Genomic DNA, 19,372 nt, shown 5'->3' with positions numbered 1-19,372 from the left:
GACCCAGGGTCGGTGCGTCCACACTTTCTGTCGCGGTTGGCGGTACCTCGATCGGCGGTACCTCGGCCGCCGTCGGCGCATCGGGGAGTGGCGTGGTGGGTGGGGTGGGGTCGATGGCCGGCAGGTGCCGGGTGGGCGTCGGTGCCGGTGCGGTGAGCAGCGGTGTGGCTGGCCCGGCGAGCCGCTGCACCCGTACCGGCGCCGGCCGGTGCGGCGGGGACGCCAACGGCAGCGGCGGGCTGTCCGCGCTCGGCGGCGGGTCGGCCAGTGGCACGGCGGCTCCGTGCAGGGTGCCGGCCGGCTCGGCGTCGCCGACGGTGTGCCCCAGCGGGGCGAGGTACGACGGGTCGCGCCAGGCGGCCAGCGACGCGGTGAACGACTCCGGCCGGAGCAGTCGGGGCTCGTCCGGCACGACACGTTGGATCGGTGGCAGCACCGCCCAGGCCGGCGGACCGGCCGGCGGCATACCCGCATCGGAGCGACCCGGGGCGGCCCGGTCAGCCGGACCAGCGGCGGCCGTGTCGGTGTGGGCCGCTGGGGCGGCGTCCACGGCCGACCGTTGTACGGTCCGTTCCCGTCGACGCCACGGCCACCACATCGGTCACCGCCCCTGACTGATCCGGGTGTTGATGCCGGCGATCTCGGCCACGTAGCGCAGCCGCTCACCGTGCTCCAGGTCGAGAATGTCCGCCAACGACCAGTGGAAGTGGTAGGCGACGTACGCGACCTCGGTGTACAGGCGATCGGCCGCGTACGTCACGATTCCCCCAGGCGGCCACCGGCGAGGTCGACGACGAAGCCGTGCCGGCACTCCGGGCAGACCACACCCGCCCGGGTGTGCCCCTCGCTGTTGATCCGGCGGTACATGTCCTGGAGGAACGCCAGGTCCGAGGCGAACAGGTCCTCGACGATCCCGGGGTGCACGTCGACGACCGTGCCGATCCTGGTGATCACCCGGCTGAGCAGCACCACGGTCAGGTACGGCGGGTTCTCCCGGACCCGGTCGTCGCGCAGCGGCACCAGCTCGTCCCGCGCGGTGGCCAGCCGCATCACCCCGTCCCGGTGCACCGTCCCGGCCGCGTCCACGTACCCCCGGGGCAACTCGAACGGGAACTCGGTGCGCAGCGTCTCCCGCTGCGCGGCGACGGGCGCCTCGGCGGCCGGTACCGCACCGGGGGGCGGGACGAGCGACGACGTACGACGCATCGGACTACTCGACCTCCATCGACTCGTACGTCACCACGAGCTTCTCGGTGAGTACGCTGGTGTCGCCGGCCTTCAGCGAGCTGATCTCCAGGCTCTTCGCCCACGCGTTGGTCAGCTTGTACCGCTTGATGGGAAAGCCCTCGTAGTCGAAGACGATGATCGCGCCGCCCTTGCGCGCGTCGCCCATCTTGCCGAACCGGCAGTCCTTGATCCACCGTTCGAAGCTGTTGTCGGCGGTCAGACCCCGGGTCAGCGTGACCTCACCGGCCTTCGGCGCGCCCGGTGCCTTGCGGACCACGAACTTGCCGTCGGCGGTGTTCGACTTGTACTCGATCACGTCCTGTTCCATCTTCAGGCCGGTGACCTCGGTGATCTGCCGGATGATGATGCTGTCCACCTCCAGGCCGAACGAGTGGCCGACGGCGGAGTCGAAATCGGGGAGCGGCACGACTGCCTCCTGACGCTACGGTGACTACTCGTTGACCAGGCTGGTGCCGCCGGAGAGCTGCGCCAGCTGGAAGATGACGAACTCGGCCGGCTTGACCGGGGCGACGCCGATCTGGCAGACCACCTGGCCGGCGTCGATGCTCTCGGCCGGGTTGGTCTCCTGGTCGCACTTGACGAAGAACGCCTCGTCCGGGGTCAGTCCGAACAGCGCGCCGCGCCGCCACTCGTTGACCAGGAACGCGCTGATGGTGCGCCGGATCCGCGCCCACAGCGCGTGGTCGTTGGGCTCGAACACCACCCACTGGGTGCCGTTGAGGATCGACTCCTCCAGGTAGTTGAACAGCCGCCGGACGTTCAGGTAGCGCCAGGCCGGGTCGGAGGAGAGGGTCCGCGCGCCCCAGACCAGGATGCCGCGACTGGGGAAGGCGCGGATGCAGTTGACCCCGATCGGGTTCAGCAGCTCCTGCTCGGCGCGGGTGAGCTGGGTCTCCAGGGCCACCGCACCCCGGATCGGCTCGTTGGCCGGCGCCTTGTGTACGCCCCGGGTGGCGTCGTTGCGGGCCCAGACCCCGGCGATGTGACCCGACGGCGGCATGTACCGGTTGGTGCCGGTCAACGGGTCGAACACCCTGATCCACGGGTAGTAGAGCGTCGCGTACTTCGAGTCGTGGCCGGCCTGGTCGGTACGCCACTCCTTGACCTGCTGCGGGGAGAGCCCCGGCGGCGGGTCGAGGATCGCCATCCGGTCACCCATCAGCTCACAGTGGGCGATCACCGCCGACTGCACCGCCTTCACCGACTCCAGGTCGATCGCGCCGCGCTGGTAGGCCCCCATCAGGTCGGGCACCGCGACCATGGTCACCTCGTCGACCGCCTCCAGGCCGCCGAAGCCGGTACGCTCCGCCGCGTCGCCCACGTACTCGTCGGCCGAGACGGTCTCCGGGGCGGACGTCGGCCCCGGGCCGATCAGTGCCACCTCGCCGCCCTGCGGCCGGGCCAACTGGCCGGTCGGCGCCGCCTCCTCGATGGTGATCAGCGTGGACCGCTCGCGGACCACGGTCACCACGTTGTCCTTGCCGCGCTTGGTGGTCACCGACTCGAACGTCTCGGCCACCTGGCCGCCCCGCTTGACGACGAGGGTGAACCGGTCCTCACCGGCGCCCTCCGGCGGGTCGGTCACCTCCACCGACAGGTCGTCCGGCAACCCTCCGGGCAGGGCGCGGGCCACCACCCGGTACGTGCCGAGGACCGCAGCCGGCTCGGCTCCGGCCGGTACCGCCTCGGCGCCGCTGCCGCCGGCCCGGTCACCGCCCACCCGCACGATGTACGCGGCATTACCGCCCTGCATGAAGTACCCGTAGACGGCGTGGCCCAAATAGCAGTCCGGCGCGAACTCGCCGAAGGTCTGCGAGTACTGGCTCCAGTTGGTGACCAGGGTCGGGGTGTTGAACGGCCCCTGCGCGGCGAAGCCGACGAACGCGGCGACCGCCGTACCGACCCCCTCGATCGGGCGGGAGCCGGTCACCTCCTCGACGTACACGCCCGGCGCCAGGTAGTTGGGCATCCCGCCTCCTCGTCCCTAGGGATCGAGGTCAGCGTCCCGCGTACGTGCTGCTGGTCAAACGTCCACCGGGACGCTTGATCGGGAAAGCTTGACTGCCCGTTCAGGCACCGCCCACAGATAGAGTTCGACTGCTTTACGCAGGTTGGCCAGGGCGGCGTCAGGCGATTCACCCTGACTCGTCACATCCAGCTCAAGGCATCGAGCGACGTACCAGTCTTCTTCCTGGTGTACGGCTGCGGTGAACGTACCCACCGGGCCCCTCGCTACACCGTCTGGTCGGCGCGGAGTGTGCGCAGGTCCGTCACGGTGGCGATGGTCTCGAAGTCCGCGTCGACGTGCAGCAGGGTCAGGCCCCACGCCTGCGCGGTTGCCGCGATCAGCAGGTCGACGACCGAAGGTCCCTTGTGGTTACCCAGGTTCACCAGGTCGTGCTGGGTTCGTTCAACGAACCGCCACGCGCTGTCGGGCATGGGATGCCAGGCGAACAGCGCGCGTAGCGTGCTCTGGAGTTGATCGCGGTCGGCCTTGCTGGCGACGGCTCGCATGAGCTCGGCCTCGACGGGCGGGCACACCCCCACCAGCCCGGCCTGAACCGCGTCGACCCATCGCGGCGCGATGTCACGGCCCTGCCGCAGGCGGATCACCAAGGAGGTGTCGGCCAGGTACGTCACGCCGCTCGGTCCTTGTGGTCGTCGGTCTCGTCCTGCTCGATGACGTCGAGGTCGAGGCGGCCGAGCAGATCCCGGAAGGAGCCCAGCAGTTGAGCGCGCCGCTCGGCGTCGATCGCGGCGGCGAGTTCGAGGGCGGCGTTCACGGTGTCACGTTTGGTGGTGGTGCGTAGCGCGCGTTGAGCCCGCACCAGCATCTCATCGTCGATGTCGATCACAGTCCGACTCATATATCAAGGCCACCTCTCGTATATCAATGCACTATCGGTGAGGCTACAAGATGAAGGTGCTTGCTGTGGCCGTAATCTCGTTAACGGCCGAGATGAGTAGCCGTTACGCGTGTCCCGGAGTGGGGCTGTGGTAGCCGACAACGGCTAGGCGCCGTCGATCGGGGCGTCACGCCAGATCCGGGTACGCGTCGACTGGTCATTCTCGGTGGACCGGGCGTTGCCCGCTCCGATAGATCATGGTTCTTCGGCCTTCCGCCCGTGAGTCTGGGAAACGATCGGATGGGCAGGTTCGCGGACCTGCACGGAAACCGTGTAGGTGACCGGTGAAACCGGCCACCTACCCGTGCGGGTGAACCTTCATCCGGCTGCCACGCAAGAGGAGGTGCGACCTGAAACTTAGGTTTCACAGAGGCAGAAGTCAAGGACTTGGGTGCCACAGTGTCTTGAGTTTGGTGAAGCGGTCGTGATCAGATGGACATGCCACGCAAGAGAAGGACTTGAGCATGCCCGTGACCTCTGATTACGCGAGGATCGCCCACGAGATCGAGACGTCGATCAGGTCGGGGGTCCGCGAGCCGCACAGCAAGCTGCCCACGCTGCTTGAGCTGAAGCAGGCGTACGGCGTCAGCGAGACGACGATCAAGTTCGCCCTCGTCTGGCTGGAGTCCCGCCACCTGATCTACCGGCACCAGGGCAAAGGAATCTACGTGGCCGCCGGTGAAACTTGGTTGATTGACCCAAAGGGGTAGGCGTGCAAATTGGAATTGTACTCCCATTTGCGGATGTACGCTTACCAGTTTCCCAAACTCGTAGACCGGCAGAGGTGAGGCGGATGTGAGCCGAAGGTGTTCCCGATCGAGCTGGGAGGCAGCCTCTGTTTCTATTTCAGGGCGAATGCGACTAGCTGTTCAGATTTACCTGCCAGTGAATCGAGGGATCGCCGTTGGTCTGCCGGTCGGACAGGATCAGGACATGAACAGTCCGTAGGAGTCCTCACAGTGCACCACGTAGGCTTGTCGGTGGCAGGCGTAGACAACCTCAAACACGTCTTCCAATTGGTCCGGTAGATCTACAACGCCGAGTGAGATGCGTATCTGGCCTACCGGGTGGGTTGGCGGTTGGTAGATAACTGTTTCACTGCGGAGTGGCTTTCCTAGTTCTGCGAGGAAGTCCAACTCGGGTTCCGGGCCGTCAAGTCCGATGACGATCGTCTCGTGTTTGTTCCAGTCCCACGGGCGGCGATGTTCCCACCATGTTTGATCAATTCCCCAGGCTGGTATCGGCCCGGGAAATTCCGGGATCGGTATCGGCGTCGGTGTAGAACACCGGACATCAAGTCGCAGTAGAAGCCGCCATGCGGGTGATATGCTCGACTCAAGTTTTGCACTGTCAATGTCGTAGGAGTAGTACGGGGTATTGAAGGCATGTAGCTTGTAGTCGATTATTTTGGTGTCGCTCAGTCCTAGTTGTTCGGCGAAGTGCGATACGAGCTCTGGGTCCCCCTTGTCCAGGAGGTCGGTGTCTGTTGGTGCTACATCTACCGTGCATGTGATCTGACTCCCGCCGACAATCTCGTAATGAGGGTGCCAGAGGTGGTACTTTGCTGTTGTGTCGCTCATGTAGAAACTCCTCCTGGTGTTACTCTCCGGGGCCTTTGAAGTTGGGCCCGACGCGGACCGTGTAGCTCTTTTCGCCGCCCTTCTTCCCATTGCACTCACCGCAAATGACCCGGAGGTTGCAAAGTTCGCTGTACCAGGTCTTCCGGGTGTTCTGGTCGGTGTTGTTGCCGACGCTGCCGCGATCGCCGGTGTTCCAGTGGGTTGATACGGCGACCTTGTGGTCTTTTTCGGGCTTGTAGTCCGCTTCGGTCTCGTCGACAACGTGGTTCTTGTGGTGGCAGACGTACAAGGTGCCCAATGGGCGGCCCTGGGCGATGTACTCCTTCACTTTTGGTTCGTTCCGGTATTGCGGCCCTGCTGCCTCGGCTCTGAGGGATGCCATTTCTTTCGCTTCCCAGGAGGGGATTTTGCTTGGGTCGAATCCTCCGTAGAAGAAGGCGCGTATCTTGCCGCGGCCTCGGAGGGACTGTTTGACTTCGTTGTTGGCGATGAATCGGGAGGGGTGTGACGAAATCTTGCTGAGTGGCCAGAATCCGTATTTGCGCCCGACGTCGGCGAGATTCGCCTCTTGGTGCTTGAGTGCGGCGAAGGCGGCGTTGAAGCCCTGCTGATCACGTAATTTGTGTGTTTCGACACCGTCGACTACCGCTCGCACTGTGGCGAGCAGTGGGATCGCGGGTTGCGTATCGCTGCGTCGGCGCGCTTCCTTAATCGAGGCGTTGGTCAGGATGAGAAGCTGCTCTTTCTTGTCCTCGACGTGGCGCAGTTCGATGCGTTCGTCGGCATCCGGATCCAATGGGCGGATCCGGGTCTTTCCCGAAGGGTTGATCGCCCCTTCTATCTGGCCCTTCGCTGCGTTTCCGTGGCCGGTTACGGTAAGGCTTAGGCTGCGAAGGCCATGGCGATCGCGGATGGCAGGGAGCGCCGACTCGATGTCGCGCTTTGGTCTGCCGCTTATCAGTAGACGGTCGGATTCAGCAAGCGCGGAATTGAGTGCTTGCTGTTTGTCGTTCGACGGTCGGAGCGCGTTGCCACTACCTCTCTTTCGAGATCCTGCGAACTCGCTCCGTACCTTTGCCCACAGCCTTCTGCCGAGGGCGACGATCTTTCCGACGACCCAGTCGACGGCTTTCATGACCGGCTTGCTGAGAGCCTTGAAGAACTTCTGGACCTTCTGGGCGAGGCCACCGATGCCGAGGATCGCCGCGAGTGCTCCTATCAGCACCGGTACCGACCGGGCGAGGGCCTTTTCGATGAGGGCGGGAACGCCACCCGTGCCGCCGCCCGCAATCGCGATGATGGCGTCGAGGACGGAGTTGACGAATTCGAGGATCTGCGCGCCCTGGGTCACGATGAACGTGACGAAGTCGATGATCATTTTGCAGGCGCGGATGAAGGCGCTCGCGGGGTTGAGCAGGCTGATGATCCAGGTGATGCCGGCCATCAGCACGGTCGGGATCAGGTACTCGCTGATCTTGGCGAACAGGGTGGCTTTGAGGTCGCCGACCTTGGCCTGGATCTCCTCCCACAGGCCGCCGAGCCCTTGGGCCTGGATCTTCTGCACCAGGGGTACGGACTGCTCGACAGCGCCCATAGCCTGCTCGGGTACGCCCTTTTGGATGATTCGGCCCCGGATGGATGCCCAGGTCAGCCCGAGCAGGGAGCCGATCATCAGGACGATGCCGCGCAGGTCGAACTTTGCCGGCAGTTCCAGTCCGGCGCCGGCCATCGCGCCGGTGAGCCAGCCGACCAGGCCCTTCTTCAGATGCTCGCCGATGTTGGCCAGGAACTGCCGCAGCCCGGCACCGACCGCGGAGACGAGGTTGCCCAGGAACCCGATCGGGTCGGAGATGATCGCCATGACCGCCTGCGCGGCCTTGGCCAGGACCCCGAGCAGCATGTCCTTGAGCTGCATGATGGTCTTGATGACCCCGGCGACCGCGTCGACGGCCTTGGCGACCAGGCCCTTGTTCTTCTCCTTCTCGGCGGCGATCTCCTCGTCGACCGCCTTGAGGGCCTCGTGGTACTTCGACGCGAGGGTCTGCACCAGTTCGGTGCCCTTGTTGTTGACCTGCTCGGTCAGCTCGTCGAACTTCCCGGCGAACTCGGCCGCCGCCTCCTTGCCGATGGCCTGCAGCTCGGGCGCGAGACCCTTCACCGCCGCCTGCAACTCGGTGCGGCCGGTGGCGATGCGCTGCTTGGCCCGGCCGAGTTCCGCGCCGATGGTGTCGGCGACCCCGGAGATGACCTGCTGCATCCGGTCGACGTAGCCCTTACGGGCGACGACGAAGATCTGGTTGGCTTCCTCGGGCAGGCCGGCGAACTTGTCCTTGATCCACCGGCCCTTGCCGGTCAGTCCGGAGTACCGCTTGTCCTTGTACTCGTCCATCCAGCGCTTGTGGTCGGCGGTGAACGCGTCCCGCGCGGCCTTCTCACCCGAGGTGAACTGGTCGTCGACCTTCTTGTCCAGCCCGGACAGGATCTCCTCGACGTCTTTCTTCGTGGCGTCGAAGACCTTCTGCAGGATGGCGGTGACCTGCGCCCGTTTGGTCTCGTCGGCGGACTTGGCCTCCTCCTTGCCCGACCCGACGGTCTGACCCGCCTGCTTACGGTCCCCGGCCAGGGCGGTCATCGCCGTCGCGCCGGCCGCCCCGGCGGCTGCCTTCGCCCCGGCCAGGGTCTGCGCTTCGGCGGCGCGTACCTGCCCCGGCGCGGTCTGCGCGTGCTGCTCGGCGGCGTCCTTCTCCTTCAACGCCCCGGTGAACTCCGGCTCGTTGGACCTGGCGAGCTGCTCCTCGGTGACCTGCGCCTCGGCCATCTGCTGGTCGACCTGCTTCGGCCCGCCGGACAGGTCCGTCGCGGCCGGGGGTGCCTTGTCCGGTACGGCCTTCGCCGGATCTGGTGCAGCCGGTGTGCCGGGTGGCTTGTCCGGCACCAGTGGGGTGACCGGCTTGTCGACGGCCTTCGACGTGTCCGGTGGGGCCTTGGTGGTGGTCTCGATCGCCTTGGCGGAAGCTTCCTTGCCCTGACCGACCTGCCCCTGTACCTGCCCCTTGACTGCGTCGGCCTTACCCGAGTCACCGAACTTGTCGGCCTCGTCGAGGTTCTTCGGCGCCTGCGCGGCGATCGCCTCGTTGACCGCCCGGATGAACGCGGCCTTGTCGAACTCGCCGGGTTTGGCGGCGTTCATCTTCTCCGCGTTCGCCGCCTTGCCCTGGGCCTCCTTGTCGTCCTGCGGGGGCTTCGCCGCACCCTGCGCCTTCGCCGCCTCCGCGCTGGCCGGCGGATGCGCCCCCAGCACGGTCTGCTTCGCCCGGACGTCGGACCTCAGCGCGGCAAACTTCGGATCAGCCTCCGGACCGGGCCGGTGCACCGGCCCGGCATCGGTCGCCAACCGCTGCACGACAGTCGGGTCGGGTGCCAGGACCGGGCCGGCGGAGGCGGTGCCCGCCGTGGCGGCGCCGGTGGTCGGTCCGCTTGTCGCGCGCTGTGTCGGAACGGAACGGCTCCCCGCCGCACCCCGGGCCGCACCGCCGCCGGACCGACGGGCCGGTGCCGGTCGTCCCGTGGCGGCCCGGCGCTGGGCGACCAGCGCGGCGACCGCCCGGTTGCCTGCGGCGGACTGCAACCGCTGCGCTACCGCCGGGCTCAACGGGCGCGCGGGAGTCTGGCGTACCCCGGTGGGTGGCTCCGGATCGACGGCGGCCTGCACCGGCGGGCGCGGGGCGGAGCGGACGGGGGCCCGCTCCACGCCCCGGTCCTCGGCCGGTGCCTTCACCTCACACCTCCCGGTCGGGGCGGCCCACCTTCGGCCCAACGAGCCGCCAGCGCGCAGGACGCGCAGCTCAGGGCAGGTAGGAGCAGGTCAGTGCGCTACTCGGCGGGTTCCTCTTCCTCCTCAGGTGCTTCCTGGCGCTGCACGTACGTCTGCGCCGACTCGTCCTCCTCGGACATCTCCTCGGCCCGCTGCACCGCCGGGTGGTCGTGCCCGTCCTGCTCGGTGGCCCGCTGCACCGGAGCAGTGGGGGCGGAAGCGGCAGAGGAAGGGGTGGACATCAGCCGGTCGGCGTTGGCTACCGCCTCCCGTTCGAACCGGTCGGACGGGTCGCTGACCTTCACCCCGCCGCCGTGGTCGGTACCGTCCACCGGGCCGCTGCGCTGCTGCACCACGTGGGTCAGCTCGTGGGCGAGCATGTGCTGCCCGACCGGCGACGCCGGGTCGTAGCTGTCGCGCTGGAAGACGATGTTCGACCCGACGGTGTACGCCTGCGCGTTGACCGACCTCGCCGACTCGTGGGCAGCGCCGTCGGTGTGGACCCGCACGTCGCCGAAGTCCTGCCCGCCGAAGCGGGCCTCCATGTCGGTGCGCACCTCGGGCGCCAGCGGTGACCCGCCACCGGAGCTGACCACGTCGTGCACCGGGGAGCGCTCCGGTTCGAGCAGTTCACCGACGGCCTGGTTGCCGACCGCGCGTTGCAGTCCGAGCAGCCCGGCCGCGCCGAGTACGTCGGGCCGGCCGGCGCTGGCGGCGGCGTACGTGAGATGGTCGGTGTCGTGTTCGGGGCCGGACGGCCGGTCACCGGCGGGGCGTACCGCCGCTTCGGAGTCGAATTCACGGTGTCCGCGCATGGTTACCCCCTGTGGCCGGGTGCCCCTCGACCGTGCCCCGGGACCGCCCCCTTCGGGCAGTACAGGAGGCGCGAGCGAGGGGGCAGTCGTCGTTGCCCCAACGGGCAGTCGGGTCTGAGGGGCAGCCGGCCAGCCCCGAAGAGCCGGCGCCGGGCGGTCAGCCGAGCGCCTGGGGCAGCCAGGAGCCGAACTCGCTGGCCAGGGTGAGCCGGCCGAGCTTGCGGTACTCCCGGCCGACCGCGCCGATCAGCTCGGCCATGCCCACCGGGCGGCCCGCCCCGGCGGCCAGGTAACCGGCGGTCACCGCCGCCGAACGGATGTGCCCGCCGGCCAGCTCGAACGCCGCCGCCAGGAAGTCCAGGTCCACGTCCGGAGCGCGGGGTACCCGGTCACCGAGGCAGCGGTCCCACAGCGCCCGGCGGGCCGCCTCGTCCGGGATCGGGAAGTCGACCACCACGTCCAGCCGTCGGGTGAACGCCTCGTCCAGGTTGGCCCGCAGGTTCGTGGCCAGCACCGCCAGCCCGTCGAAGGTTTCCATCCGTTGCAACAGGTACGCGCTTTCGATGTTGGCGTACCGGTCGTGCGCGTCACGTACCTCGGAGCGCTTGCCGAAGATCGCGTCGGCCTCGTCGAAGAGCAGCACCCCGTTGACCCCGGCCGCCTCACCGAAGATCCGTTCCAGGTTCTTCTCGGTCTCCCCGACGTACTTGTCGACCACGGTGGCCAGGTTGACCGTGTAGAGATCCAGCCCCAGGCTGCCCGCCACCACCTCGGCGGACATCGTCTTGCCGGTGCCGGAGTCCCCGGCGAACAGCGCGGTCACCCCGTGCCCGCGCCCGCCGCCGGGGCGCATCCGCCACTCGCGCAGCACCCGGTCCCGGTGCCGGGCCCGACCGGCCAGTTCGTGCAGCAGCGACAGCGTCGGCGCGGGCAGCACCAGGTCGTCCCAGCCGACCTCGGGGACGATCCGCCGGGCCAGTCGTTCCAGGCCGGCGGCGTTCTGGGTACGCGCACCGGCGCGCAGGTGGGTCGCGTCGACCGGCTCGCAGGCGGCGGCGGCGAGCTGGGCGGCGACCGTGGCGGCCCGGCGGATCGCCGGTGCGCCGAGCACGAACTGCGCGGTCGCGGTGGCCGGGTCGAGTCCGTCGGCGAGCCGCTCGGGCAGCGCCGCCCGCCACACCTCGGCCCGCTGCGCCCCGCTCAGCGGTGCCACGTCCACCTGAACCGGTGGCACCGCCGTCCACGCCGGATCCCAGGGCTGCGTCCCGTAGGCGAGCACCGGTACCCGACCGCCGGTCAGCCGGGACCAGACCGGCCACGGTTCGCCGCCGTGCACCGGCCCGACGACCAGCCCCGCGCCGGTCAGCACGGCCTCCCGGACCAGGACGGTGGCCAACTCCGCCGGCTGCGGGTCGGCGGCCAGCCGGGGCAGGTCGACGGCGAGCGCATTCCATCCGGCGTCGTGCAGGGCGGCTGCGGCGAGGGCCGGGGCGCTGCCGCCGGGCTGCTCCCGCAGGTACGCCAGGCGTGCGCCGGCCCGCTCCAGCGCACGACCGAGGGCCGCCGCACCGGGCGGCGGCGGCCCGTACGCCTCGACCGGCTCGGCGAGCCCGACCAGCAACGGTTCGGGGGCCCCGGCGCCGAGGAGCCAACCGCCGACCCGGTCGGGTACCCACAGTCCCCGGCTGAGTACCGGCCGGTCGGGGGAGTCGACCCGCAGCAGCGCCAGGTCGATCAGGGGCGCCCCGGTGGCGAGCCGGAGCCGGGCCGGGGCGGCGGCCTCGGGCAGCCCGCACAGCCGCAGTGCCAGGCCGATCGACGGGCGGCGGCGGGTCACGTCGTCGTTGAGGTAGCCGTAGAACTGTTCGAACCGGCTGTCCACGTCGGGGGCGAGGGCCACCAGCAGCAGCGCCTCGTCCAGCGGGGTCAGCCCGGCGGCCCGGGTCAGCGTCGCCAACCGGTCCGGTGAGGAGAAGGAAGGGGCGGCGGACCCGGGCCAGGGGGCGAACGGCTCCCGGGTGGCGGCCAGGGCCGCGTCCACCGCCTCGTCGGAGAGGTACAACCCCCGGAACGGGTCGTCGGGCTGCGGGTCGCTCTCCCGGCGTTGCGCCACGGCGGCACGTACCGCCCGCTCCACCTGTTGCAGGCGGCGCAGCAGGACCGGTACCCCGTCGGCCACGGTCAACCGCCGGCACGGGCCCGGCGGTGCCCGACCCGGTCCCCGGACGCGCTGCCGTCGGTGCGGTCGGCGACCTCGACGGCCAGGCCGTCCTGCGCGGGCGGGCCGGCCGGGACCACCCGACCACTGTCCACCGGGGTACTGACCACCAGGTCCAGGGAGGGTTTCAGCTCGCCGCCGAGGGCGGTCCACACGTCGGCGAACGCCCGGTCCTCCGGCGGCGGCAGTGCCACGGTCAGCGGTACCGGCATGCCGAGCGCGGCCACCGAGCCGGTCAGCACCGCCGGGGGCAGGGCGTCCAGGCGCAGGAAGCACAGCAGCAGCGCGGAGAGCAGCCGGTGCTCGTCCTCCGGCCGCTGCGTCCACGCCGTCACCAGGTAGGACAGCTTGATGTAGCGGGGCGGGGCGACCCGGCGGGCCACGTTGCCCCGCTCGTCGTACTCGTTGACCAGGCCCCGGGACCGGCGGCGCAGGTCCTCCCGGATGTCGTACAGGTAGATGTCGACGGTGGGGGCGTTGCGCCGGGCCGCCCACTCCTTCGTCGGGGCCTCCAGCACGATCTCCACCCCGGACCCGGCGAGGGCATCGTCGCGGACCAGCCGGCGCAGCGCGTCGTCGATCTCGTGGATCACCGGTTCACCCCCGGCCGCCGAACACCGGTGGGGCGAGTCCGCGCGGCACCACCAGGAACGGCGCGGTGGCGCGTACCGGTGCGAAGGTGGCACCGGAGACCCGGGTGACGGTCAGGTCCCGCAGCCCGAGAGTATCCTTGCGCAGGATCAGCATCGGGGTACGGAAGGTGCCGTCGGCGCCGACGGTCACCGTGTCCGGGGTGGTGGTGATCCCCGGTGACCAGCGCAGCCGGACCTGCGCGCCGGGCGGAAAGTCGACGCCGACGGCGGTGGTGACGAAACCGGGCGGGCCTGTCGCCGGGTCGAGGGTGACCGTGGGGGCGACGACCCGTACCGGCGCCAGCGCGGTCCGGGTCGCCGGGACCTGCCGGACGGTCGCGCCGAGCCGGCCGCTGACCGTCCCGGTGACCGCCGCCCGGGCGGGCAGGACGATGGTGACGACCTGCTGCCCGGCTGGGCCGAGCGTGCCGAGCAGGCAGAGCCGGCGGCCGGGCCCGCAGCGCGGGTCGGCGCTGGCCGCCGGGAGCAGCGGGTCCGGCGCGGTGATCTCCAGCCAGACGTTCTCCGCCGGTAGCGGGGTGTCGTTGCGGACGGTGAAGGTGACCGGTACCGGATCGCCGCCCAGGTAGGCCGGCTGGCCGCCGACCGAGACGGTCAACCGCAGGTCGGGTACGGGTAGCCGCTGGAAGGTCGGTTCGGCGCCGACGGCCCGGACCACGGTGACCGGGGTACCGCCGGCTGCCGGCAGCAGCACTATGTCCCGGGGTTCCTCCGAGCGTTGCAGGGTCGCCGCGATCTGCCGGCCGTCAGGTGACCAGGCGGGGTCGGCCACCGCCCGGCCGGCCCGGTCGGCCGGGGCGAGCGGGTGCCGGGGCCGGGCGCCGTCGGGCGCCACCACGCAGAGGTCCCCCGGTTGGCTGCTGTCGGTGAAGGCGAGCGCCGATCCGTCCGGGGACCAGGCCGGTGACCGGTCGGTGGCGCGGACCGGGCAGCCGGCACCGACCCGGGCGCTCAGGTCCTGCTGGTCGGTGACGGTCAGCGTGCCGGTGGTGCTGCGGTCGAGGCGGGCCAGCCAGATCCGGCTGCCGGTGGCCTGCGGATCGGCCACCACGATCAGCGCCGTGTCGGAGCCGGTCCGCCCGTCACGGTCGGTGGCGGTGCAGGTGACCACGGTCTGTCCGATGGGGAACAGCGAGCCGGGGGCGGGTGTGCAGCGTACCGGCAGGGGCCGGTTGTCGGCGTCCACCGCCATCGCCCGGTAGCGCACCCGGGTCCCGTCCGGCCCGTCGGGTGGTACCCGCAGGTCGTCGACCCGGACCAGCGGCCCGCCGGGTTGGGCGACCCGGACGACCAGTTCCTGGGTGGTGTCCGCGCCGACCTCCGGCGGGTCGAGGTCGAAGCGCAGCGTGCAGCGCAGCACGCTGCCGGGGACGGCGTCGGGGGAGATCGTGACGGTCTCGGTGAACCGGGCCGGGGTGCCGGCGTCCACCCTGGCCGGATCGGGATGGAAGGTGACCGAGAGGTGATCCTCGCAGGACGCCTCCGGGTGGACGGTGATCTTCAACTGCCGGATGGCGTCGATGATCGCGTCGATCATCTCGCCGGGATCACTGTTGGGGGTGAGGACCCCGCCGGTGGCTGCGGCCAACCGGCCGGCTGCGCCGTCGAAGTCGAGACCGCGTTCGAAGTCCGCACCCGTGATCTTGACGCCGATCAACGCGATGCCGGCGGCGACCAGCGCGTCCCGCAGGGAGTCCTCGCTGATCTCTCCCTCCTCGGGCGGCGGGAGGGTCTTGTCGACGCTGTCGGTGTCGCTGATCAGCACGACGATCCGGCTGCTGTTCGGCCGGAAGCCGATCCGGTCGTTGCGGGCGAGCTGCCGCAGCGCGTAGAACCAGTTCTCCTGGCTGTACTGGCTGTCGGCCGCCAGGCTGCCCACGGCGGCGGCGATGCGGGCGTCGCTGTCGGTCAGTGGCAGCCGGGGGTCGTACAGCCCGGGGTCGTACGTGCCGTCCTGGGTGCCGCCGAAGGTGGCCAGACCGAACAGGGGTTCGGACCGTTGTTTGCGGACCTCCGCGATCACGTCGGGGATCCGCAGCTTCAGTTGCTCGATCACGCTCGATCCGCCCTCGCCGGGCAGGTCCATCGATGCGGTGTTGTCGACCAGGAAGACGATGTCCGGGCGGGGCGGGATCGGCGGCGTACGGACCGACTGCTCGACGGTGAACGAGGTGCCCGGGTACGCCGGCCGGTCCACCCTCGGCACGGTCAGGTCGCTCTCCCGATCTGACGCCCGGCGGGCGAAGGCGAGTTGTCGGCCGTCCGGCGACCAGGCCGGCTCGGTGTCCTGGCCGGTCAGGTACGGGGGCATGTCGACCGTGCTGAGCAGCCGGGCGTCGGGGACCGTGACGATCAGGATCCGGGACGGTCGGGCGGGGTCGGCGGGGTGTCGGGTGAAGGCGATCGCGTCCCCGGCCGGTGACCAGGCAGGGTCGGTGTCCCGGTCACCGGCCACCGTGCCCACCGGGGTGAGGGTCTGCGGGTCGGCACCGGTCGCGTCGGCGACGACGATTCGGGTACCGGTCCCCGGCTGCTCGGCACTGTAGGCCAACCGGGTGCCGTCCGGGCTGAAGGCCGGCGCGCTTTCGGACATTCCCGGCCGGGCGGTGTGGTCGCGGCGGTCCCCGCCGGTGGCGTGGGCGGTCCACACGTCGGTCGAGGCGGCGCGTTCGGTGGCCGTCCAGAGCAGGTCACCGTCGGGGGACCAGGCCGGTCCGTGTTCGGCGAGCGGTCCGGTGGCGACCGGGGTCACCCGGCCGGCCGCGCTGACGTGGATGTCGCCGGCCGGGTCGTCGCCGGTGGTGGTGAAGGCGATCCGGGTGCCGTCGGGCGACCAGGCCGGCTCGCTGGCGTCCCCCGGCCCGGTCACCACACGGGTCACCGGGCCACCGCCGACGGCCACGGTCGCCACGGCCCGGGGCGCCGACGTGCTCCCGGCCGGCGGGGCGCCTGCCACCGGCGGAGTCGCGGCGGGTGCGAAGCGGGTGGTGGTGAAGGCGAGCCGCCGGCCGTCGGGGGACCAGGCGGGCTGGGTGTCGGCAGCCGGACCGTCGGTGACCCGCACCGGTGTGCCGCCGGTGGCGGGTACCACGTGGATGTCGCCGGCCGGGTCGTCGCGGGTGCTGCCGAACGCGATCCGGGTACCGTCGGGCGACCAGGTCGGCCAGCTGTCCGCCGCCGGATGGTCGGTGAGCCGGCGCAGCCCGGAGCCGTCGGTGCCGACGAGCCAGATGTCGGCGTTCCCGGCCCGGTCGCTGGTGAACGCGACCCGGCGGCCGTCCGGGGACAGCGCCGGCTGGTCGACGCTGCCGGGCCCACCGACCAGCCGCAGCGGGTCGGCGCCGGGTCGGCGCAGGTAGAGCGCTCCGCCGAGGTCGGCGCCCGCCGCGTCGGCCCGCTGCCCGATCCAGACCAGCCGGCCACCGCGCGCGTCGACGTCGCGGGCGGCGTCGCCGCGCTCGTCGGCGGTGAGCAGCGGTGCCGGTACCCCGGTGGCGGCGGCACTGGCCAGCAGGGTGCTGCGTTCGTCGCTGCGGTAACCCAACCGGTAGCCGGCCCCGGGGTCGACGACCGGCGGGGCCGCGACCGGCGGTACCGGACCGGGCGGCTCGGGTGCGGCCAGCGCCGGCCCGGCCACCAGCCCGAGCACCATGACGATCCACCGACTGCTGCCCCAGCGCACGACACCTCCCGTGGTCACGCCTGTCACCACCGTGGCCACCCGGGCCGGGGCGGGTACCGCCAGTCGGTGCCGGTCTGTGGGCAGGCTGTACTTCCCGAACGGGCAGCACCGGTCGGATCGGCGGTGCGCTGCGGGTCGGATCGGCCCGTGCGCTGCGGGTCGGATCGGCCCGTTGCGCAACCCGTCAGATCAGGCCGTTGCGCAGCGCGTACGCCACGGCGTGGCAGCGGTTGCGCAGGTGCAGCCGGCTGGTCACGTCGTGCAGGATGTTCTTGATGGTGCGCTGCGAGTAGGACAGCTTCGTGGCGATCTCGGCCGTGTCGAACCCGTCGGCGACCAGCCGGAGCACCTCGACCTCCCGCTCGGCCAGCCCGGTGAAGGTCAGCCCACGCGGCCCGAGGACCTCCCGTTGCAGGGCCCCCACCTGTTGCAGCAACCGGCCCAGCAGGTCCGCCGGAACGGCGCCCTCCCCGGCAGCGGCGGCGCGGATCACCGCAACCAGCCGGTCCGCGCTGGCCTCCGCGCGGCGGACGATCCCGGCGACCCCGTGTTCGACGGCGGCGACCAGGCCGGCATCGTCCACCTGGGTCACCACGAGTACCAGGGCGGCGGTCGCCCGGCTGCGTAGCGCACGCAGGGCCCGTAGGGTCGGTTCGTCGATGCTGTCGGTGACGATCATCGCCACCTGGGCCTGGTCGGCCTCGCTCTCGTCGAGCAGGAGCACCTCGGGGCGGGGCCGTAGCTGGCTGACCACGCCGGCCCGGGAGATGACGTCGGTGGAGGACAGGTGGACGGGTACGCGCCGCATGAGCACCCCCAGGTGCGGTCGGACGACGGGTTGCGCCGAGTATCGCCCTGACCACCAATCGTGCAGTCAACGTGGACTTAACGGCCCTCCGGAGTTGCCCCAAGGTCTTCCTCGATGGCGGCTGGAAACGGCGTGGCCGCCCCTAGAGTCGCGCCATGACCACCGACGCGAACCTGGACACCGACCTTGTCGAGGTCAGCCCGGGCGGCGAGGCGAGCTGCCGGCTGGAGATCCGCAACGCCGGCCCGATCGTCGAGTCGTACGCGATCGAGGTGCTCGGTGAGCCGGCCGGCTGGGCGAGCGTGCAGCCGCCCGTCGTCTCGGTCTTCCCCGGCTCGACCGAGTCGGTCACGGTGCACTTCCACCCACCCCGTACCGCCCAGGTGGTCGCCGGTGAGCGGCCGTTCGCGGTACGGGTCACGCCACGGGAGAACCCGGAGGACCAGGTGGTGCCCGAGGGCACCGTACGGGTCCTGCCGTTCGCCGAGATCGCGCCGGAGATCCTGCCCCGTACCTCCCGGGGACGGTGGGGCGGACGGCACGAACTGTCCGTGGCCAACGTGGGGAACCAGCCGTTGGGGTTGACCCTGGCCGGCAGCGACCCGGACAACCGGCTGCGCGTGAGCATCCGTCCGGCGCAGCTCACCGTCGCCCCCGGCGGGAACGCGTTCGTCCGGGTCCGGGTGCGTACCCGGGGCCTGCGCTGGCGGGGTCACCCGGTGACGCTGCCCTTCCGGGTCGCCGTGGCCGCCGAGGAAGGACCCGCGACCACCCTGGACGCGGCGACCGTGCAGGAGCCGGTGTTCCCGCAGGGGCTGGGCCGGGTCCTGGCGGCCCTGCTGGTGTTGGCGCTGATCGGCGCCGGGCTGTGGTTCGCGCTGTTGAAGCCGAAGGTGAGGTCCCTGGCCGAGGAGGCCGCCCAGGCGCAGGTGGCCCCGGTGGCGCAGCAGGCCAGCGACGCCGACACCAGGGCGCAGCAGGCGGACGACAAGGCCCAGCAGGCGGTCGACGCGGTGGGCGCCACGGTGAAGCCACGTCCGTCGGCGTCCTCGCCGGCCCCGGACAGCCTGGTGCCCGGCATCCCGCCCGGCGGGGAGCCGTTCAGCCGTCGGCTGTCGGTCACCGCCGCAGGTGGCGCCACCCGCACCGACCAGTACACGGTGCCCGACGGGCGGACCTTCGTACTGACCGACATCTTCCTGCAGAACCCGCAGGGCGACGAGGGACGGCTGGAACTGGTGGTCGACGGTACGACCGTGCTGACCGTGGCGCTGGGCAACTTCCGGGACCTGGACTATCACATGGTGTCCCCGATCGTGGTCGACGACGGTGAGGTGGTCGGTCTGCGGACCACCTGCCGCCGGGCGGGTACCGCGCTGGACGGTGCCGGTGGCGGGGGCGGTCAGTGCCGGGACTTCGCCCTGCTCAACGGTTACACCCGCAGCGCTCCCACCCCGGCGCCCTGACGCATCGCGGGATGCGGACCGCCTCGGGTGTTAGGAAGGGCCCCTTCCTATCGCTCTTGGGGTCTAGTGGTCCTCGCAACACCCGGATCTTCTGGGGGTTGCGAGGACCGTGTCCGTTTCCGTGGAACTCAAGGCGAAGTTCTTCGAGGTTCTCGATCGCGTCGGCAGTGTGCCCGTGGCTG

At 70.6% G+C, this 19,372-nt stretch carries 16 protein-coding genes and 1 pseudogene; 2 read left to right on the top strand and 15 right to left on the bottom strand.

What is annotated here, in order from left to right:
• The 8 genes and pseudogenes from GSF22_RS14930 to GSF22_RS14895 form a co-directional block, all read right to left on the bottom strand.
• Positions 1–466, bottom strand: a pseudogene (locus GSF22_RS14930) (hypothetical protein); the annotation flags it as partial.
• A gap of 135 nt (positions 467–601) precedes the next feature.
• Complete coding sequence (locus GSF22_RS14925) at positions 602–760, bottom strand: DUF6760 family protein (protein ID WP_208814176.1); 159 nt, start codon at positions 758–760, stop codon at positions 602–604.
• Positions 757–1,206: a hypothetical protein gene (locus GSF22_RS14920; RefSeq protein ID WP_208814175.1), complete on the bottom strand. Its 450-nt coding sequence runs from the start codon at positions 1,204–1,206 to the stop codon at positions 757–759. Before GSF22_RS14920 ends, GSF22_RS14925 begins: the two co-directional genes overlap by 4 nt.
• A gap of 4 nt (positions 1,207–1,210) precedes the next feature.
• A complete protein-coding gene (locus GSF22_RS14915) occupies positions 1,211–1,654 on the bottom strand; it encodes a phage tail protein (RefSeq protein ID WP_208814174.1) in 444 nt (147 codons plus the stop codon).
• A gap of 24 nt (positions 1,655–1,678) precedes the next feature.
• Positions 1,679–3,217 carry a phage tail sheath family protein gene (locus tag GSF22_RS14910; protein ID WP_208814173.1) on the bottom strand — a complete coding sequence of 513 codons (1,539 nt, stop codon included), beginning with the start codon at positions 3,215–3,217 and terminating at the stop codon, positions 1,679–1,681.
• 54 nt (positions 3,218–3,271) lie between these two features.
• Complete coding sequence (locus GSF22_RS14905; RefSeq protein ID WP_208814172.1) at positions 3,272–3,469, bottom strand: type II toxin-antitoxin system HicB family antitoxin; 198 nt, start codon at positions 3,467–3,469, stop codon at positions 3,272–3,274.
• An 11-nt stretch (positions 3,470–3,480) separates the two neighbouring features.
• Positions 3,481–3,888, bottom strand: coding sequence for a PIN domain-containing protein (locus GSF22_RS14900; protein ID WP_208814171.1), 408 nt, complete (start codon positions 3,886–3,888; stop codon positions 3,481–3,483).
• The gene (locus GSF22_RS14895; protein WP_208814170.1) at positions 3,885–4,103 is read right to left on the bottom strand and encodes a type II toxin-antitoxin system VapB family antitoxin; all 219 of its coding nucleotides are present in this window, start codon (positions 4,101–4,103) and stop codon (positions 3,885–3,887) included. The genes GSF22_RS14900 and GSF22_RS14895 overlap by 4 nt, the downstream gene beginning before the upstream one ends.
• Before the next feature lie 521 nt (positions 4,104–4,624).
• On the opposite strand from GSF22_RS14895, the gene GSF22_RS14890 reads away from it, so the two are divergent.
• Entirely contained in the window at positions 4,625–4,864 is a 240-nt protein-coding gene (locus GSF22_RS14890; protein WP_208814169.1) for a winged helix-turn-helix domain-containing protein, read from the top strand.
• Positions 4,865–5,080: 216 nt separating this feature from the next.
• Here GSF22_RS14890 and GSF22_RS14885 read toward each other — a convergent pair whose 3' ends face one another.
• The 7 genes from GSF22_RS14885 to GSF22_RS14855 all read right to left on the bottom strand — a co-directional run bounded on the left by GSF22_RS14885 (position 5,081) and on the right by GSF22_RS14855 (position 17,724).
• Complete coding sequence (locus tag GSF22_RS14885) at positions 5,081–5,734, bottom strand: hypothetical protein (protein WP_208814168.1); 654 nt, start codon at positions 5,732–5,734, stop codon at positions 5,081–5,083.
• Positions 5,735–5,753: 19 nt separating this feature from the next.
• The gene (locus GSF22_RS14880) at positions 5,754–9,512 is read right to left on the bottom strand and encodes a phage tail protein (protein ID WP_208814167.1); all 3,759 of its coding nucleotides are present in this window, start codon (positions 9,510–9,512) and stop codon (positions 5,754–5,756) included.
• 95 nt (positions 9,513–9,607) lie between these two features.
• The gene (locus GSF22_RS14875; protein WP_208814166.1) at positions 9,608–10,363 is read right to left on the bottom strand and encodes an eCIS core domain-containing protein; all 756 of its coding nucleotides are present in this window, start codon (positions 10,361–10,363) and stop codon (positions 9,608–9,610) included.
• 157 nt (positions 10,364–10,520) lie between these two features.
• Entirely contained in the window at positions 10,521–12,542 is a 2,022-nt protein-coding gene (locus tag GSF22_RS14870; protein ID WP_208814177.1) for an ATP-binding protein, read from the bottom strand.
• A gap of 2 nt (positions 12,543–12,544) precedes the next feature.
• A complete protein-coding gene (locus GSF22_RS14865) occupies positions 12,545–13,174 on the bottom strand; it encodes a DUF4255 domain-containing protein (protein ID WP_208814165.1) in 630 nt (209 codons plus the stop codon).
• Positions 13,175–13,178: 4 nt separating this feature from the next.
• Positions 13,179–16,934: a VWA domain-containing protein gene (locus GSF22_RS14860; RefSeq protein WP_208814164.1), complete on the bottom strand. Its 3,756-nt coding sequence runs from the start codon at positions 16,932–16,934 to the stop codon at positions 13,179–13,181.
• 166 nt (positions 16,935–17,100) lie between these two features.
• Positions 17,101–17,724, bottom strand: a complete 624-nt coding sequence (locus GSF22_RS14855; RefSeq protein ID WP_208814163.1) for a response regulator transcription factor — start codon at positions 17,722–17,724, stop codon at positions 17,101–17,103.
• A gap of 155 nt (positions 17,725–17,879) precedes the next feature.
• On the opposite strand from GSF22_RS14855, the gene GSF22_RS14850 reads away from it, so the two are divergent.
• On the top strand, positions 17,880–19,190 hold the full coding sequence (locus GSF22_RS14850; protein ID WP_208814162.1) for a hypothetical protein: 1,311 nt from the start codon (positions 17,880–17,882) through the stop codon (positions 19,188–19,190).
• Positions 19,191–19,372 lie beyond the last annotated feature (182 nt).

The organism is Micromonospora echinofusca (genome assembly GCF_017614955.1).
GTDB classification, from domain to species: domain Bacteria; phylum Actinomycetota; class Actinomycetes; order Mycobacteriales; family Micromonosporaceae; genus Micromonospora; species Micromonospora echinofusca_A.
Note: the sequence above shows the minus strand (reverse complement) of the source record. Positions and strands in the feature narration are given on the sequence as shown.

Bases quoted from the DNA above. Each gene is read 5' to 3' on its own strand.
- GSF22_RS14885 (WP_208814168.1), bottom strand. From the start codon at position 5,734: ATGAGCGACACAACAGCAAAGTACCACCTCTGGCACCCTCATTACGAG.
- GSF22_RS14875 (WP_208814166.1), bottom strand. From the start codon at position 10,363: ATGCGCGGACACCGTGAATTCGACTCCGAAGCGGCGGTACGCCCCGCC.
- GSF22_RS14850 (WP_208814162.1), top strand. From the start codon at position 17,880: ATGACCACCGACGCGAACCTGGACACCGACCTTGTCGAGGTCAGCCCG.
- GSF22_RS14910 (WP_208814173.1), bottom strand. From the start codon at position 3,217: ATGCCCAACTACCTGGCGCCGGGCGTGTACGTCGAGGAGGTGACCGGC.
- GSF22_RS14920 (WP_208814175.1), bottom strand. From the start codon at position 1,206: ATGCGTCGTACGTCGTCGCTCGTCCCGCCCCCCGGTGCGGTACCGGCC.
- GSF22_RS14855 (WP_208814163.1), bottom strand. From the start codon at position 17,724: ATGCGGCGCGTACCCGTCCACCTGTCCTCCACCGACGTCATCTCCCGG.